This is a genomic window from Halorhabdus rudnickae (genome assembly GCF_900880625.1).
In the GTDB taxonomy this organism is placed as follows: Archaea; Halobacteriota; Halobacteria; order Halobacteriales; family Haloarculaceae; genus Halorhabdus; species Halorhabdus rudnickae.
Map to the genome: position 1 here is coordinate 1 of NZ_CAAHFB010000006.1, position 17,207 is coordinate 17,207.

The following is a 17,207-nucleotide window of genomic DNA, read 5'->3' on the forward strand; positions in this document are numbered from 1 at the left end:
GCCAAGCACCGTTCAGACGAGGAGTTCGCGGCGATCCGCTCGCGGATCGCCGCGAACTCCTCGTCTGAACGGTGCTTGGCGACCGAATTTTTCAGATGGAACACCTCATCGATCACCTCCGAGACGATCTCGTTCCGTCGATCCAAGGAGAACACGCCATCGTCCCAGAGGTTGTAGTCCAGCGTTCGGCCGACGTGGACAAGATCGAGTTGGTGATCGCTGTATTCGTCGGTAAAGGCCGTAACGATGCCGTCATCAGCGTCACTGACGACTGTCGCGTCGTCAGTGACTGCGTCGATCTCATTGAGGTCAGCTGCTGTCTCGTCCCAATCAGCGTTCACCGAAAGATCCAGCAAGGAGCGTGACTCCTCTGCAGTATCTTCGCCGAGCGTGGCTTGGACGGAGTGGTACGAACGGTCGTCGTCTTGACTGTGACACTTCGTGCCGTCAGGAATAACCGCATCAGCGTCTGTATCAGCGACACAGTCGGGAAGGAACTGCTTGAGCTTACTGCCGTACTTTCTCGCGCGGCGGTTGATAGTGGTCGGCGACGGCATCCTCTCGGAGATGCCGTCGCCGACCACTATCAACCGCCGCGCGAGAAAGTACGGCAGTAAGCTCAAGCAGTTCCTTCCCGACTGTGTCGCTGATACAGACGCTGATGCGGTTATTCCTGACGGCACGAAGTGTCACAGTCAAGACGACGACCGTTCGTACCACTCCGTCCAAGCCACGCTCGGCGAAGATACTGCAGAGGAGTCACGCTCCTTGCTGGATCTTTCGGTGAACGCTGATTGGGACGAGACAGCAGCTGACCTCAATGAGATCGACGCAGTCACTGACGACGCGACAGTCGTCAGTGACGCTGATGACGGCATCGTTACGGCCTTTACCGACGAATACAGCGATCACCAACTCGATCTTGTCCACGTCGGCCGAACGCTGGACTACAACCTCTGGGACGATGGCGTGTTCTCCTTGGATCGACGGAACGAGATCGTCTCGGAGGTGATCGATGAGGTGTTCCATCTGAAAAATTCGGTCGCCAAGCACCGTTCAGACGAGGAGTTCGCGGCGATCCGCGAGCGGATCGCGCGAACGACCGAGCGTATCGAGAAGACAGCGTGGCAGTTGGATCAGTACGGGTCAGAGAAGGCTGCGGGGTATCTACGGCGGTGGCTGCCGTCGATTGTGACGTTTGCCGAGCAGGCTGTCGAGGGGTTCGAGGTGCCGTGGACCTCGAACCCCGTCGAACGGCTGATGGGAGAAGTCAGCAAGCGCTGCAAGAACCAGTGGATGCGCTGGACAACGGAGGGATTAGAGGCGATACTCCAGCTTCGGCTGGTGAAGTACGCCGATCCAGAGTACTACCAGTCGTTCCTTGACGAACTGCTCCAGCGATCGACCAAAACAGCAATGAGCTGTGACCTCTCAATTGAGAGCACCAGAGGCAAACTCTAGATCGCTTTGCGACGCGACCAATTGATTGAGGCCACCGACCGACAGCGCGTACATGAACGAGACCGCATCCGAGAGCATGACGTTGATCTCCCGTTCGCGGGCGCTGGCCCGGAAGTACGGCATCGAGACCAGTGAGCCGAACCCGACGGCGAACCCGATCCCACCAAGTATAGTCCCCGTGACCAGCGTCAGGAACGGCAGTTTCAACATCTGAACGATCGCGAGCACGTTCTCCGGGAGGTTCAGCCCGATGAACGACGGCGCCTGCCCCGCGAACAGTGTCGCAAACAGGAGATACCCGAGCAGGGTGCCGAGCAACCACAGCGCAGTCCCGGATATCACGCCGACGGCGAGCGCCCGCGAGAGAAACATCTCGACGTTGTCCGACATCCGTGCCTCGGCGAGCTTTGACTCGACGTTGGCGACGAAATCCCCGTCCTCGTCGAACAGTCGCCGGTACAGCGGGTAGAATCGATCGGCGAGTCCACCGGATTCGCCCATCGGACCCCCGACGCGTCGTTGTTCTAAGCTCATTCTTCGGTCGTGCTTTCAGACCCTGCTTTCGGCACGAACTGTCCGAAGTCAAAGCCCTCGTTCTCACCGGAGTTTTCTTCGGACTCCATGTGTGTGAGGGCACTCACGATGTCAGTCTGCTCGCGATTCTCGTAGCGATCGAACAGCGGCCCGGCGTTGTCCAACACCCCCTCGGCCTGCTCGAGTAGCTCCGGCGATGGATCCGGTCGGGGAACCATCTCCTCTTTGGCCGGATCGACCTCGATCTGAACGGATTCCATCTCCCGGAGGTCTTCGAGACTCCGATCGAGCGTGTCGTTGGCGATCAACGTGATGATCGTTTCGGGATCGTTGATGAACGCCTGCAGGGTCGCGGCAACCTCAGTGTAGGTCTTCAGACCGTTCTCGATGAGGTACGACAGGACGACTTTCCGCATGAACAGTTCCTCGTCGAGGCGGTCCTGGTCCCACCCGCGGTCGAACTTGATCTCCTCTAGGGTACTGGAGGAACCCATCTGGAGGAACTCGTCGGACTCGGCCTGCCACTGATAGACGTCCCTGACGTTGATCTCGTCGTTCTCCGGGGAGTACTCGTTGATCTCGGTCAGCGTCTTGTTCCGGCGGGCCTTGTTGCCCTGGACCCGCGTCTGGGTCTGGATCGAAACCAGGTCAAGCGCCGTGAACAGGGTCTTTGAGACGTTGATCGGGTCGGTCGTGAAACGCTTGATGACTTCGCCGACCGTGTCGGCGTGGAACGTCGAGTACCCGGTGTGACCCGTCGACATGACCTGGAAGAGGTCACGCCCTTCCTCGCCACGGACCTCACCCATGACGATGTAGTCCGGCCGCTGGCGGAGTGCAGCCTCCAGTAAGTCGAACTCGTCGATGTCGCCGATCTCGTCCTCACCGAAGGAGGGGCGGGTGACGCTTGCGACCCAGTTACGCTGTGGGAGTTCGACCTCGCGGGTGTCCTCGATGGAGACGATCTTGGTATTGGACGGAATGAAAAGCGAGACGGCGTTCAGCGAAGTCGTCTTCCCCGAGGCCGTCCCGCCGGCGAAGATCATCGACTTGTTGTTCTCGATGCATAGCCAGAGGAACGCCATCTCGTCCAAGCTGAAGGTGTTCCAGTTGATGAGGTCGATGGGCGTGAACGGGACGTCTTTGAACTGCCGGATGGTGTAGTTGGTCCCGTGATCGGAGACCTCTCGTCCGAGAGTGAGCTGGGCACGCGAGCCGTCCGGCAGAGTCGTGTCGACCTGGGGCTGGCGTTTGCTGATACCCTTGCCCGAGCGCTGGGCGAGTTTCACGACGAAATCGTCGAGGTCGGTCTCGCCGTGTTCGACGTTCGTGATGATATTCTCGTACTCCGTGTGGTAGACGAACACCCGGGAGTTGTATCCGTCACAGGAGATGTCCTCGACGTTGATGTCGTGTTTGATCGGGTCGATCTTCGCGTAGCCGATGTAGTCTCGCTTTAGCAGGTACAGCAGTTTTTCGACCTGATACTCAGTCAGCGTATTTGGATCACTTTCGAGAATCGCCGGTTCGGGCCGCGCCCCAATGCCGTCGAGTCGGTCCCCAGCTACGCCGTCCTCGACGTCTGGCTCCGATCCGTTCCCAAGGAGACCACTGAGCAGGCCGCCCGAATCCGACTCCACGGCCACCGGCTGATCGTAGATGTCGTAGCGATGGAGGAGCTTCTCGGCCTCCCGTTCGATTACCGCGCTCCGGCTCGCCTCCCCGTCGGCGACGCTTACGTCCTCTTCGGAATACTTGATAGTGGTTTTGAGTTTTTTCTCGAGGAAATCCTTGAGTTCCGCCTCGATTTCGGTCAGCACGGGCTCGATCGCGTAGTACTTGCGCTCGTTTTCCTTCTGTGAGTGGAAAACGACGACACACGCGTAGGGCTTGTTGACCCAGTAGCGTTCGACCTCCTCGAAGTGGCGTTTCTTCTCGATCGGGACCGTCTTTTCGAGGTCGTACCGGTTGACGAGCGTCGTGTGGCCCTCGACCGTCGAGAAGAACTCGTCCTCGTCGAGTTCCTCGTTGACGTTGACGGTACGGGTTTCGACGACGTCGTCCAGCGTATTCGCCTGCTCGGTCCCCTGGGCTAACAGTGATTCAACATCGTCGAATACCTGCTTCTGGTCTTCATCTCCCGATTGTCCTGTCCGTTTGTATCCCACGATTCCGTCCTCGTCTCCGTCCTGGTCTGACTCATCACCGTCACGGAAACGTGCAATGAGCCGCGCTCCTGCCGACTCAGTATCCCCCCCGCCCGTGTCTTCGATTGCCATAAGTAGTGCTTCTCTCACTCATACGAAAAAAGGTTACGTAAGACGCCGTGAATGTTTGGACACACTAATCGAGGCGATCCAAGAACGGACACACCCGGCGAAGGCGATCAGGAGAGGAACGACTCGATCCGTGCCATAGCCTCTTTCAATTCGTCAAGACCCGTCGCATAGGAAACTCTGAGATGGCCTGCACCGCCCTCGCCGAAGACAGTCCCCGGAACGACGGCGACGCCTTCCTCCTCTAAGAGCGCCTCGGCAAAGGCTTCGCTATCGTCCCACGGCGCTTCGGGGAACGCATAGAAGGCACCACTGGCCGTGAAGCAGTCGATTCCCATTTCCTCGAAGCGCGAGAGGACAAACCGTCGGCGGCGGTTGAACTGGTTGCGCATTTCGGTCACCTCGTCGTCACAACTTTCCAAGGCCTCGATAGCCGCGTACTGTGGTGTGGTCGGCGCCGAAAGCATCGTATACTGGTGGATGCGATTCATCGCCGCGATCACGGTAGACGGGCCGAGGGCGTAGCCAAGTCTGAGACCGGTCATCGCGTAGGCCTTCGAGAAGCCGTTGAAGACGATCGTCCGCTCGCGCATGCCGGGCAGCGTCGCGATCGACGTGTGGTCGTGTTCGTAGCTCAACTGGGCGTAGACCTCGTCGCTGAGAACGGTCAGATCGTGCTCGCGGACGAAGTCGGCGACCGGCTCAAGTTCCGCCCGGGTCATGGTCGCCCCCGTGGGATTGTTAGGGTAGTTCATCACGAGCACGTCGGCCTCGTCCGCCCCGCTCTCGGCCAGTACCTCGGGCGTGAGCGTGAAATCGTCTTCTCGGCGCGTCACCACGGGGAGTGGGTCACCGCCGGCGAAGATCGCCCCTGGGACGTAGGAGATGTACGCCGGCTGCGCCACAGCGACGGTGTCGCCGGGGTCGACGATCGCTCGCAACGCCAGGTCGACCGCTTCGCTGACGCCCGTCGTGACCAGGATCTCCTCGTCGGGCTCGTATCCGAGATCGTGACGGTCGGCGACGTGGGTCGATATCGCCTCACGCAGTTCCAGTTTGCCCCGGTTGGCGGTGTAGGAAGTCTTGCCCTGTTCCAGGGAAGCGATGGCAGCCTCCCGCGCGCTCCAGGGCGCAGAGAAGTCAGGTTCACCGACGCCCAGCGAGATGATGTCCTCCTGTTGCTCGGCGAGTTCGAAGAACCGCCGAATACCCGACGGTGGAACGGTCCGTGCGCGCTCTGATGGCTCGATGGTCATGGTGACACGGAGAGCCGGTCGTCCTCGTCGCCGTCCCCGAACTCGATGCCGTTCTCCTTGTAGGAGTCCATCACGTAGTGAGTGACAGTCTGGGTGATCTCGGGGATGGGGGCGACCTTCTCGCTGATGAACCACGACACTTCACTCATCGAGTCGCCCTCGACTTCCATAGCGAAGTCGTAGTCACCGCTGACCAGCCGCAAGGCTTGGACTTCGGGGAACTTCACGATCCGATCGGCGATGTCGCCGTAGCTGGTCTCGCGGTCGAGCGTGACGTTGAGTTCGACCATCGCGCGGACACGCTCACGATCAAGTTCGCTCCAGTCGACGACAGCCTGGTAGCCCCGCAACGCACCATCCGCCTCGAGTGCGGCGATCGCCTCTTTGACACTCTCCTCGTCCATGTCGGCCAAGCGAGCCAGTTCGGCCGTCGAGTAGCGGGCGTTCTCTCGGAGCAGCGCCAGGAGTTCGTCGCGACTGTCCATACACGTCGCCGGGCGAGCGCGGACAATAAGGTTTGCTACCTGTCGGTCGCCAGGACCGTGTTCGTCTGTGAAGAGCACGTTTAAGACCGTTAGTTCCCTATATGCCTGCGATGCAACGACAGGACGGACACCGATCCGGGTGGAACTTCGTCGCCACGAGTGAGGCTGCAGCGGCGCTCATCGACGCCGCGGTCGAACTGGATCCCGAGGAGACCGTCACGCGGTCGGAACTCGCCGGAATGACCGACGTGACGCTGAAACGACTCTACCTCGACGAAACGATCTCTGACCTCGTCGACGTTGGCGTCTTCGAAGCGACCGACGATGGAGACGACGGCCAGATTCGATACGCCGTCAACGGGGACAGCGACGTACTCGCCGCCGCCGAACAGTTCGACCGGACGTTTTCGGAGCGACTCGCCGACTGATCGAGCATCGCCGCGAGCAACCTGTGGGACGGGTTGCCTCCGGGTCAACGTCTATGTGCCCACAGCGAGTACAGGACGACGGTATGACCGCACTCGATTCCGAACGCGAGGCCATCGAACGCGACGAGGTCGCGCCGGCCTTCGAGCTTCCCGGGACCGACGGCAAAACCCACGCACTGGCGGACTTCGACGATCACGAAGCTGTGCTAGTAGTGTTCACGTGCAATCACTGTCCCTACGCGAAGGCAAAGTTCGACCCGCTGAACGAACTGGCCGCCGAGTACGACGAGCTGGCCGTGGTGGGGATCAACTCGAACGACGCCGAGGAGTACCCCGACGATTCCTTCGAGCGGATGGTCGAACTGGTCGAAGACGGTACCATAGCTTACGACGCCTACCTCCAGGACGAGTCTCAGGACGTGGCGCGGACCTACGGCGCGGTCTGTACGCCCGACCCGTTCCTGCTGGAGAACGTCGACGGCGAGTTTCGCCTGGCCTACCACGGCCGCATCGACGACGCGATGAGTCCCGATGCGGAACCGGAGACCTTCGAGATGCGCGAGATCGTCGAGGAGCTGCTGGCCGGCGAGGAGATCACCCGCGAGTTCCGTCCCTCGCGTGGCTGTAACATTAAGTGGAAAGACGGCAGCGTCCGGCCCTGAATTGGTATCGTCGCTCGTGGCTTGCCTCACTCCCGCAAGTCAGCCGGGACCTGATCGTAGGTCGCACACATCAATGCGGTGTAAGGAGCCCCGAAGACCGCCGTGTCGAACACGGTTGCGAGGATGAGCCTCGTCGGCTCGGGAGCCACGCCGATCCACGGAAGCCCGGAGAACCAGTACTGCAGGATCGCGAAACCGAGGATTGCGATCGTCACGATCACACTCCGACAGACCGCCCAACTCCACCGGATCGCGGACGGCAGGCTTCGCCCGTCCCGGACGATCGTCACCGGCACGACGAACAGGCGCGTGACGAGATACGCCAGGAGAAGCACCACCGCAATCGGCTCGAACCAGCCGGAGACAGGCGCATATCCGACCACCCCCGGAATTAATACGGTGGTCACCACAGCGACGAACACACCGAGCCAGAGCAGTCGACGGACAGGTGGCAGCCACCCGTCTGTCTCGGGTGTACTTCGCCAGATTGCCGCGGCGAGTGCGAGCGTGATAGCCACGATTTTCAGTATAGCGCTCACGATGTAGACGGCAATCAGCGTGGGATGGAGACCAACGAACGTCCCTGGGAGGGGATGGGCGACGAGTGGGCCGTTCGGCACGAGCGATAGCATCGGATAGATCGCCCCTTGTCTCGGAAATGCGGCCGTAATCAGCGGGATCTCGACAAACGTGATGACGCCGAACAGCAGGCCCTGGACAAGTCCCAACACCGTGAACGCGATCACAAACGTTCGCTGTTCACGAAGATACCGTCCGGTATATTCGAGCAGCCAGTGCAGTGCGAACGATCGATCGGTCATGGTTCTTCCAGGGCAAAGATGCCCCGATATTGGATGAAGAAATACAGCCGCCTGTCGCCGATTATTGGTTGGCTCACGAACCCAGAGACAGAGCCGTCGACAGTAGTCTGCCAGCGGACGGACCCGTCTTCTATCGAGAATGCGACGACAGTTCCGGCGGCGAAGATGAGATACGCAGTCCGACCACCGATCGCGAGCGACGCCGCCGAACCGTGGTGCTCGAACCGGTCGTGTGAACCACTCCATTCCCATCGGAGGTCTCCACTCCGGCGATCGAATGCATGCAGACGGATCCCCCCAGCCAAACTGCTGTCGTCACCACCGGTGCGTTCCCTGCTGGCGACCAGCATGAGATCGGGGCCGACGGCACTGTGCAGTCGGATATATCCCGTTGGCGCGACCTGGCGCTGCCACAGTTGCTCGCCTTCGTCGATGTCGTACGCTCCCATCGTCGGCCGTGTGGGGGACGGGTCCACTTCGGCGTAGACGACTCCGTCGGTGCCCATGAGCCGTTGCCAGCGGTGATCCAATGATATTGTGCGGAGGTGCCCTCCCTCGGGATCGAAAACGTGCATCGTCGATCGCTCGTCGGTGGAGACGCTCGTCACGAGTCGCTTGCCGACGGCCGTCACTGACGGGGATTCCACAGCGTCCAACGCAAATTCTCGGTGCCACCGCTGTGTCCCGTCATCGACGTCGACAGCGACGAGTTCAGCGGGATCGTGGCCGTGACAGAAATACCAGGTTCCGTCGATAACCGTATAATCGGTGCTATCGAGTGTCGTATAGTTCGGTGTCAGGACTGTGCTTGCCCATCGACGTGAGGCCGGGCTTGCGTCGGGATTGATGCCAAGAACGGCGTCACCATACAGACCGTGTCCGTTTCCGAGCAGGACGCCATTGTCGTAGGATGTCGTCTCGGCGAGCGAGTATAGGGTGTCCACCCGTGGCACACGAAACTGCGTCTCACCTGTCTCGGCGTCGAGACCGTGGAGCGACCATTCATCGCCGAGATCAGGGAGGATCGTGGTGTATAGCGTTCCATCAGCGAGCAGCAGTACCCGCTCGGGATCAACTAGAGCTGACCGTGACCACGCCACTTCAGCGGCTTCGACCGGGCCGGCCGTCGGCGAGTAATTCGTCTGCCCTGGGTCGGATCGTGGACGTGGCCAGTCAGCGGGGCTGAATTCCATGCGTGTAGGTATCTCAAGACAGCCCGACGTTGCACCGAGCAGCAACCCGACGCCACCAAGGAGGGCTCGACGGGAGAGGCGGACCATACTTCCTGTCCAGAAGGCCAATGGAAAGAACATTCGGATTGGTGTCTAGTCGTCGCGACACGTAGACCGAACGGTACCTGGATGGGGACTGGAGGTCGTCGCAGTACGGCGTTCAAACGCCCCAAGGAAGCCGCCACCCACTGTGCAGGACAACCGTTTTCAGTCGGCCCCGCAAGTTCGAGGGCATGACGCGACGGCTTCCGTACGTGTTGCTCGCGCTGGCGATCGCCAGCGCCCTCGCCATTGTCACAATCGGTCGGATCGACGTGCCGGGGCTGGCGGCAGACGGAGAGATATTTCTCATCGAGGGGTTGGCGGTCGTTGCGATCCTGGCGGCCGCCCTCGGCGCCTATCGACTCGTCCTCGGATACGTCGCCGCCCACGCCGAGGACAAGCGCCGCCGTCACGACGCCAGGAACGTCCTCCGGCTTTCCTTCGGGGCCGTCGCGACCATCGCGACACTTGGCGCACTGACCGATCAGTGGGTCGGGATGCTCGTCTCGCTGGGCGTCGTCGGCTTCGCGGTCACCTTCGCCCTCCAGCAGCCGCTGTTCTCGCTGATCGGCTGGTTTTACATCCTGATCAACCGGCCCTACCAGGTCGGCGACCGCATCGCCATCGAGGACACGCGCGGGGACGTGGCCGCGATCGGCTTCTTCGTCACGGAGGTCTAGGAGATCGACGGCGACCTCGTCTCGACGAACCAGCCCTCGGGTCGGATCGTCACCGTCCCCAACAGCGTCGTCCTCTCGAGTCACGTCGTCAATTTCTACGGCGACGGGGTCCCGTACGTCTGGAACGAGCTGTCCGTCCAAGTGGCCTACGAGACCGATCTCGACTTCGCGACCGAGGTGATGATCGACGTGGCGACCGATCACCTCGGCGCGGAGATGGCCCGGGAGATCGCGAACTATCGGGATCGACTCGCCGAGACGCCGGTTGAACTCGACGTGGTCGAACAACCGACGGTCAACGTCCGCCAGGCAGAGTCCTGGGTCGAGTTGCGCCTCCGGTATCTCGTCCACCCGCGCCGAGGGACCCGCGCTCGCAACGCGATGTACGAGGCGATCTTAGAACGGTTCAACGACAACCCCGACCGGGTGGCGTTTCCGGTCAGCCGGAGTCGATGAGTCACGGTCCGTGAGGACACGTACGGGCCGACGATTACAGGGACTGAAGCGTGCACTACCGGGCGAACGTGGGGGAGACCGACGCCGTTTTGCCGAGTGTGACCCCATAAGACGTATGCCCACGGTACCGGAGTGGATCGAGGAGTACGCCACAGTCGTCGGCCCGGAGCCGGACGAGATCAGCAGGGAGATGGACGCGTATGCCGAACGGGAGGGGTTCCCGACGGTCGGTCCCGCGGTCGGTGGGTGGCTCACCCTGCTCGCCCGCATGGTCGATGCACGCCGCGTCTTCGAGTTCGGGTCGGGGTATGGCTACTCGGCGTACTGGTTCGCGCGAGCGTTGCCCGCGGACAGTGAAGTCGTCCTCACGGAGGTCGACGCCGAGGAACTCGACCTCGCTCGTAAGTATCTCTCCCGGGGAGACTTCGGAGCGACGTTCCACTACGAGCACGGCGACGCCATCGAGATCATCGAGGCGTACGACGGCCCCTTCGACGCGGTACTGATCGACAACGAGAAGACTCGCTATCGAGAGGCCTTCGAAGCGGTCCGCGAGAAGATCGCACCTGGTGGGATCGTCGTCGCGGATAATGCGATCGCTGGCGGCTCCATCGACGCTGACGCTGTTCGTGGTCTGCTGGCGGGCGATCGGGAAGACGCCGACGAGATGTCGGCAGGGATCGCGGCCGTCATCGAGGCGCTCCACGAGGATCCGGCCTTCGAGGCGTCTCTGTTACCTGTTGGCGAAGGCGTCGCGGTCGGCTATCGAGTCGAGTGACCGACATCTCATTCTCGTCGATGAGAACTGCAGGTCCATGACTTATTAGGGCGGGCTTGAAACAGAACTCTACGACCGCACATGAGCTTGATGATCGATATCCGGAAGCTCGCGTTGTTCAACAAGATGGCCAAAGAGGGTGGCAACACGGTCGCCGATCACCTCAGCCAGATGACGGACATGGAGACGGAGATGGAGATCACCAAGATCAACTTCATCGACATCCCCGACATCAAGACCCATATCGGCGACGAGAAGCAGATCGGCATCAGTATCGAGTTAGAGGAGCCACCGCACGGGCACATCCTCTTTCTGTTGAACGGCGAGAGCGCGAAAGACCTCGCCCGCGGGATGATCGGTGACATGGGCGGAGCCAATCCGGATCAGGAAGGTTTCACCGACATGGAGCGCTCTGCCATCCAGGAGATCGGCAATATCATGACCTCGGGGTTCATCGACGGCTGGGCGAACGTCCTCGACACGACGATCGATATCTCGACGCCGACGTTCACCTACGGCCCCGGCAGCGGCATGGTCAACGATCTGGTCGGCGATCGGGGCTCCGAAATGGCGCTGATGTTCGACTCCCGTGTGCAGGCACTGGACTCTAACATCGACGTGAAGGTCTATACCTTTCCAGAACTAGAGGAACTCGTCGAGCTGATGGGCGCGATCGAGGTGTGATACGACCGACAGTCGGACGACGACAGGTGGGATCGTTGCCAGAACTGACGGCATGGAGTCGACGCGGGAGCTGAAACGAGATGTGAGTGGCAGATCGTCTCAAGCGGAGGCAGGAGATCTAACGTCTGCGATTCGCTCGCTATCGAGGCCCTGCCGGCGGAGTTGTGCTGGTGTCACGTCCACCAGCAACGGGACAACGAGGTCAACGCCCAGTTTCTCGGCCACCGTGACGATTTCGCCAGCCGGGTCGCCGTGTCGGGAGTGCCCTTCGACGGTCACACCCCGGCGTTCCCCCGCGTCGACGAGCGAGCGAAGGTGGTCCCGACCCTCGTCCTCGAAACAATCGATCAGCACTTCGACGCTGCTCAGGGCCGGTTCGCCGTACCGCTGGGTGTCGACAACGTAGAGTGCGTGGACTATCGCATCCTGTTGCTGGGCGACATCGAACGCACGTTCGATGCGTTCGGCGGATCGGTCTGTTCCGTCCGTTGGGATCAATATATGTGGACCCATCTTTCTGTACCCACTCAGAACGTACGTCGCGTGGGAGCATATACTTTTGCATTATTAATAATTAGGAATGGGCGAGATAGTCCAACCGACGGGAGATCAGACTGCCAGCACCATCAGTGTGACCGCTCACGCCGCAGTCAAGCGGATCGTCGCCGTCGTCCCGTCCTCGGTGTCAAACCGGAGCGTCCCCCCATAGGCGTCGACGACCGTTCGGAGCACCCACAGGCCAACGCCGGTCCCGTGTTCGAGCTGCGTGATCTCCGTGTCCTCGGCAAGCGTGGCGATTTCGTGGTCCGGGATGCCCGGCCCGTCGTCGCTCACGCTGATCTCGACGCGGCCGTCTCTGCAGTCGGCCGTCACTTGCGCCTTCCCGCCACCGTGGACGATCGCGTTCTCGACGGCCTCCCGGATCGCGTCGGCGAGTTTATCGTCAGCACGGACCGCGATCCCCGCCGCCAGGTCGGTTTCGATCGTCGCCTCGGGGAAGGACGTGGAGCAATCTGTGACGACGTCCGCGACCACTTGCTGAAGGTCGACCGTACGTTCGTCGGCCGGGTCGTGATCGATCGCAGCCTGGAAATCACCCAACTTCTCGTTCATCGACGCCAGTGCGGTGGCCTTCGTGGCGAGGGCGTCGGCCATGGATGCGAGGCGGTCGTCCTCAAGTTCCGAGACGAGAACTTCCGAGTTACCCAGCAACACCTGGGCGTCGTTACGGAGATTATGCCGGACGAGCCGGTTGAGGACGGCGAGCTTCTGTCGTTCGCGGGCCAACTCGCCGACCCTGATCCGGCGAACGTCGGTCACCCCGATGAGAACGTGCGCGACGGCACTCACCCCGAGGACGTTCGCGATGACGGCCGCAGGGAGGGACACCGACGGGCTGGCGACGGCCAGCACCAGGACGAGTCCGAGCACAACGACGCCCAGAGCGTTCCAGCCAGCCACCCGGAGGACGTGATCTGTCCGGAGTTCCGTGAAGACGAACAGGACTCCCCCGGCGATCACCAGTGTGAGTCCGACGAGGCCCCCCAACACAACCAAACCGAGATCGTAGATTGAGGGGAGACCGACCCAGAACGCCACGACGGCAATCGCAAGGACGGCCACGCCGGTCGCACTCACCGAGGCACTCGCGAAAAGCCGCCTGAGATCGAATTCCATGGCGGAAAATGCGATCGGTTTCGGGAAAACACTGGCGGCACCGACATATACGTAGATCGTCAAACGGCGTTGACGGAACGGTCCCAGGTGGTTTGACGATGGGAGTTACAGCGAGATGCATCATCGCACTTTCCACCGGACGCCATTCAGTGGGATCAGTAGCCAGAAAACGGCAGAAAAGACCATCTCCAGTCATGGACGTAATCGGTCAGGTTCAGGCCGATAATACCCACGTGTGGACTATCATAATCATTCCACAATTGACACAAGCCAAACCCTTTTGTCCGGCCCGTCCCACCTTTGTGTACGGCACCAACGGAGCCGTTGATATCCAATGACAGAGAACGAACTCATCTGGCGAATCGCGGGTGGTTCCGGTGACGGGATCGACTCGACGAGCCAGAACTTCGCGAAAGCCCTGATGCGGGCGGGGCTAAATGTATTTACACATCGACACTACCCCTCCCGCATCCGGGGCGGCCACACGTACGTAGAAGTACGGGCGAAAGACGAGGAGGTAACGTCGCGCGGAGACGGCTATAACTTCCTGCTGTCGCTTGGCGACAGTTTCGCACGCAATCCCTCCGAGGGAGCCTATTATGGCAACGAGGAACTCAAGCCACTCGCAGAGAACTTAGACGAACTCCGCGAGGGCGGCATTATTGTCTACGACACTGGGCTGTTCGACGAGGAGGACGTCGCCGAGTTGAACCTAGAGGAACGTGCCGAAGAAAACAACTGGCACGTCTATCCGATCAATCTCCGGGAGATTGCGCGCGAACACGGTCGTGACGTCATGCGGAACACGGCCGGGGTCGGCGTTACCGCCGCGTTGCTGGGGATGGACGTTTCGTACTTCAAGGAGCTCATCACCCAGAACATGTCCGGGGACATCCAGGAGGACAACCTGAAAGTCCTCGACGATGCCTACGAGCGCGCCGAGGAGTTCGAGCACACCCACGAACTCCAGGTACCGACCGGCGAGAACGAGCACGAACTAGGCCTGATGAACGGCTCGAACGCCATCGCCTACGGGGCCCTGGACGCCGGGTGTCGGTTCATCGCCGGCTATCCCATGACGCCGTGGACAGAAGTGTTCACGATCATGTCCCAGCACATGTCCGAGTTCGGCGGGATCGCCGAGCAGGTCGAAGACGAGATCGCGGCTGCATCGCTGGCGCTGGGTGCGAGTCACACTGGCGTCAAGGCGATGTCGGGCTCCTCTGGCGGCGGGTTCGCACTGATGTCCGAGCCCCTCGGTCTCGCCGAGATGACCGAGACGCCGATCGTCCTCGTCGAGGCGATGCGTGCTGGCCCGTCGACGGGCATGCCCACCAAGCCCGAACAGGGGGACCTCGAACACGTCCTCTATACGAGTCAGGGCGACTCGAACCGGGTCGTGTTCGCCCCTGCGGGCGTCAAGGAGGCCTACGAACAGACCCGACTTGCCTTTGAACTCGCCTACGACTATCAACTGCCGGCGATCGTCGTCTACGACCAGAAAATCGAGGGCGAGCTCCGGTCGGTACCCGTGGAGTTCTTCGATAGGGAACCCGACCCGGATGCCGGGAAGGTTCTCTCCGAGGAGGAGATCAAGGAGGCAGCCCACCACGAGTCGGGTACTTTCAAGCGGTTCGACGCCGAAGCCGAAAGCGGCGTCAGCCCGCGGACGGTCCCCGGCCAGAAGGGTGGCCGCCACCTTACTTCCGGCAACGAGACCAACTCGTACGGCCACATCGACGAGGACCCGGACAACCGGGTCGCCCAGATGTCCCGGCGGATGGGCAAACTCGACTCCATTCGGGAGGACCTCGACGAGAAAGAGTCCTCGAACCAGGCCTATCGCGGCCCCGAAGACGCCCAGTACGGGATCATCACCTGGGGGAGCCAGCAGGGCACGGTCTTCGAGGCCGTCGACCGGCTCAACGAGAACGGCCAGGCAGTCAAGGCTCTGGGCGTCAGCGACCTCATGCCCTACCCCGAAGCCGAAGTCACGGAGTTCCTAGAGAGCGTCGAGGAGGCCGTCGTGGTCGAGATGAACGCCAGCGGACAGTTCAAGGGCCTCACCCAGAAGGAACTCGGTCGATTCGGCGAGAAGTTGTCGAGTCTCCTGAAGTACAACGGCAACCCCTTCGAACCCGCCGAGATCGTCGAGGGCTTCGAGGCGATCGTCGCCGAGGAACCCGACGTGCCAGGTGATTCGACTACCTTCGTCCCAGCGGCAGGTGACTAACCATGAGTGCATTCAGTGCAATCGGCGATGATCGCGAGATCGAACGCGAAGAGTTTACACCCGGTATCGAACCGCAGGCGACCTGGTGTCCGGGCTGCGGTGACTTCAGTGTCCTCAAAGCACTGAAACAGGCGATGCCGGAAGTCGGTCGGACTCCCGAAGAAGTATTGACAGTCACGGGGATCGGCTGTTCGAGCAAGCTCAACTCCTACTTCAACTCCTATGGCTTTCACTCGATCCACGGCCGGTCGCTCCCGATCGCCCGTGCAGCCAAGCTGGCCAACCCGGACCTCGAAGTGATCGCCGCCGGCGGTGACGGCGACGGCTACGGCATCGGTGGCAACCACTTCATCCACACGGCCCGTGAGAATCACGACATGACCTACATCGTGTTCAACAACGAGATCTTCGGGCTAACGAAAGGCCAGACCTCCCCGACCAGTCCGAAGGGCCACAAGTCAAAGACCCAGCCCCACGGCTCCGCGAAAGATCCGATCCGACCGCTGAGTCTCGGACTGACTGCCGGGGCGTCCTACGTCGCACGGACGGCCGCAACGAACCCCAACCAGGCGGCTGAGATCCTGGCGGAAGCGATCGAACACGACGGGTTCGCTCACGTCGACTTCCTGACGCAGTGTCCGACCTGGAACAAAGACGCCAAGTCCTACGTCCCATACACGGACGTCCAGGAGTCCGATGACTACGACTTCGACATCACCGACCGCGAAGAGGCGGCCCAAATGATGTACGAGGTCGAGTCGAAACTCTACGAGGGTGAAGTCCTCACCGGTCGATTCTACGTCGACGAGGACCGCCCCTCCTACACGGAAGAGAAGAAAGCCACCGGCGAGATGCCCGACGAGCCACTGGCCGAGAAGTACTTCGACGAGGACGCCGACTGGAAGCGCAGCTACGATCTACTCGAACATCACACCTGAGCTGTCGCGATCGCGAGCGACAGGAAGCGGCTAGGGCTTTCACGTTCGGAAGGTATTTTTCGACGTAACCGAAATATACATTCATGAGCGCTGAAGCGACGGCCGAGCGTCTCCTGGATGTCCTCGAGGACGACGCCCAGGCATCCTACGCCGAGATCGCAGACCGGGTGGGCGTCTCGAAGCCGACGGTCCGGAAGTACATCACACAACTCGAAGACGACGGCGTCATCGTCGGGTACTCTGCGGACGTCGATCCGAAGAAACTGCCCGGTGAGAGCATCGCTATCGTCGGGATCGACGTCGAGAGCGAGGCCTACGTCGAGGTGACCCGCGCCCTCAAGGAGGTCGAGGCGATCGAGGCGATGTATACCTCAAGCGGCGACCACACCGTCATGGCCGAGGTGCGAGCGACCGATGGGGACGCGCTGGGTGATGTCATCAACGACGATATCGAAGCCCTTGATGGGGTCGTAGCCGTCCATCCATCGTTCCTGCAGGAACGGCTGAAGTGAGTAGCCGGACGATCGAGGCGCGAGCGATCGTGAGCAACAGCCACGAGCAACG

Annotated in this window: 14 protein-coding genes and 4 pseudogenes; 9 read left to right on the plus strand and 9 right to left on the minus strand. The window is 61.2% G+C overall.

What is annotated here, in order from left to right; genetic code table 11:
- A pseudogene (locus BN2694_RS14895) lies at positions 1-557 on the minus strand (ISH6 family transposase); the annotation flags it as partial.
- On the opposite strand from BN2694_RS14895, the pseudogene BN2694_RS14900 reads away from it, so the two are divergent.
- Positions 547-1,461, plus strand: a pseudogene (locus BN2694_RS14900) (ISH6 family transposase); the annotation flags it as partial. The pseudogenes BN2694_RS14895 and BN2694_RS14900 overlap by 11 nt on opposite strands.
- 3 nt (positions 1,462-1,464) lie before the next feature.
- Here the strand turns inward: BN2694_RS14900 and BN2694_RS14905 are convergent.
- From BN2694_RS14905 to BN2694_RS14920, 4 genes and pseudogenes are all read right to left on the minus strand, one after another.
- A pseudogene (locus tag BN2694_RS14905) lies at positions 1,465-1,995 on the minus strand (type II secretion system F family protein); the annotation flags it as partial.
- The gene (locus BN2694_RS14910) at positions 1,992-4,274 is read right to left on the minus strand and encodes a type II/IV secretion system ATPase subunit (protein WP_244605482.1); all 2,283 of its coding nucleotides are present in this window, start codon (positions 4,272-4,274) and stop codon (positions 1,992-1,994) included. The gene BN2694_RS14910 and the pseudogene BN2694_RS14905, both read right to left, overlap by 4 nt.
- Positions 4,275-4,381: 107 nt before the next feature.
- Positions 4,382-5,527, minus strand: a complete 1,146-nt coding sequence (locus tag BN2694_RS14915; protein WP_210409000.1) for a pyridoxal phosphate-dependent aminotransferase — start codon at positions 5,525-5,527, stop codon at positions 4,382-4,384.
- Positions 5,524-6,012, minus strand: a complete 489-nt coding sequence (locus BN2694_RS14920; RefSeq protein ID WP_135667021.1) for an Lrp/AsnC family transcriptional regulator — start codon at positions 6,010-6,012, stop codon at positions 5,524-5,526. Before BN2694_RS14920 ends, BN2694_RS14915 begins: the two co-directional genes overlap by 4 nt.
- Before the next feature lie 110 nt (positions 6,013-6,122).
- Here BN2694_RS14920 and BN2694_RS14925 point away from each other — a divergent pair, with 110 nt between their 5' ends.
- Positions 6,123-6,440, plus strand: a complete 318-nt coding sequence (locus tag BN2694_RS14925) for a hypothetical protein (protein ID WP_135667023.1) — start codon at positions 6,123-6,125, stop codon at positions 6,438-6,440.
- Between the two features lie 83 nt (positions 6,441-6,523).
- The gene (locus tag BN2694_RS14930; protein ID WP_135667025.1) at positions 6,524-7,102 is read left to right on the plus strand and encodes a thioredoxin family protein; all 579 of its coding nucleotides are present in this window, start codon (positions 6,524-6,526) and stop codon (positions 7,100-7,102) included.
- A gap of 26 nt (positions 7,103-7,128) precedes the next feature.
- On the opposite strand, the gene BN2694_RS14935 is transcribed toward BN2694_RS14930, so the two are convergent.
- Together BN2694_RS14935 and BN2694_RS14940 are read right to left on the minus strand one after the other, a co-directional pair.
- Entirely contained in the window at positions 7,129-7,923 is a 795-nt protein-coding gene (locus tag BN2694_RS14935; protein WP_135667027.1) for a hypothetical protein, read from the minus strand.
- Positions 7,920-9,203 carry an outer membrane protein assembly factor BamB family protein gene (locus BN2694_RS14940; protein ID WP_167880059.1) on the minus strand — a complete coding sequence of 428 codons (1,284 nt, stop codon included), beginning with the start codon at positions 9,201-9,203 and terminating at the stop codon, positions 7,920-7,922. Before BN2694_RS14940 ends, BN2694_RS14935 begins: the two co-directional genes overlap by 4 nt.
- A gap of 185 nt (positions 9,204-9,388) precedes the next feature.
- On the opposite strand from BN2694_RS14940, the pseudogene BN2694_RS18190 reads away from it, so the two are divergent.
- The 3 genes and pseudogenes from BN2694_RS18190 (at position 9,389) to BN2694_RS14955 (ending at position 11,795) form a co-directional block, all read left to right on the plus strand.
- A pseudogene (locus tag BN2694_RS18190) lies at positions 9,389-10,333 on the plus strand (mechanosensitive ion channel family protein).
- Between the two features lie 115 nt (positions 10,334-10,448).
- On the plus strand, positions 10,449-11,111 hold the full coding sequence (locus BN2694_RS14950) for an O-methyltransferase (RefSeq protein WP_135667031.1): 663 nt from the start codon (positions 10,449-10,451) through the stop codon (positions 11,109-11,111).
- Between the two features lie 81 nt (positions 11,112-11,192).
- Positions 11,193-11,795 carry a chemotaxis protein CheC gene (locus BN2694_RS14955; protein WP_135667033.1) on the plus strand — a complete coding sequence of 201 codons (603 nt, stop codon included), beginning with the start codon at positions 11,193-11,195 and terminating at the stop codon, positions 11,793-11,795.
- Positions 11,796-11,894: 99 nt separating this feature from the next.
- Here BN2694_RS14955 and BN2694_RS14960 read toward each other — a convergent pair whose 3' ends face one another.
- Together BN2694_RS14960 and BN2694_RS14965 are read right to left on the minus strand one after the other, a co-directional pair.
- Positions 11,895-12,293, minus strand: coding sequence for a universal stress protein (locus BN2694_RS14960; protein WP_244605483.1), 399 nt, complete (start codon positions 12,291-12,293; stop codon positions 11,895-11,897).
- 141 nt (positions 12,294-12,434) lie between these two features.
- On the minus strand, positions 12,435-13,472 hold the full coding sequence (locus tag BN2694_RS14965; RefSeq protein ID WP_135667037.1) for a sensor histidine kinase: 1,038 nt from the start codon (positions 13,470-13,472) through the stop codon (positions 12,435-12,437).
- Positions 13,473-13,806: 334 nt separating this feature from the next.
- Here BN2694_RS14965 and BN2694_RS14970 point away from each other — a divergent pair, with 334 nt between their 5' ends.
- The 3 genes from BN2694_RS14970 to lrpA1 all read left to right on the plus strand — a co-directional run bounded on the left by BN2694_RS14970 (position 13,807) and on the right by lrpA1 (position 17,155).
- Positions 13,807-15,705 (plus strand): 2-oxoacid:acceptor oxidoreductase subunit alpha, encoded by a 1,899-nt coding sequence (locus BN2694_RS14970; protein ID WP_135667039.1) that lies wholly within the window; start codon positions 13,807-13,809, stop codon positions 15,703-15,705.
- A 2-nt stretch (positions 15,706-15,707) separates the two neighbouring features.
- Positions 15,708-16,643: a thiamine pyrophosphate-dependent enzyme gene (locus BN2694_RS14975; protein ID WP_135667041.1), complete on the plus strand. Its 936-nt coding sequence runs from the start codon at positions 15,708-15,710 to the stop codon at positions 16,641-16,643.
- Positions 16,644-16,726: 83 nt separating this feature from the next.
- Positions 16,727-17,155, plus strand: coding sequence for an HTH-type transcriptional regulator LrpA1 (gene lrpA1, locus BN2694_RS14980; RefSeq protein WP_135667043.1), 429 nt, complete (start codon positions 16,727-16,729; stop codon positions 17,153-17,155).
- Positions 17,156-17,207 lie beyond the last annotated feature (52 nt).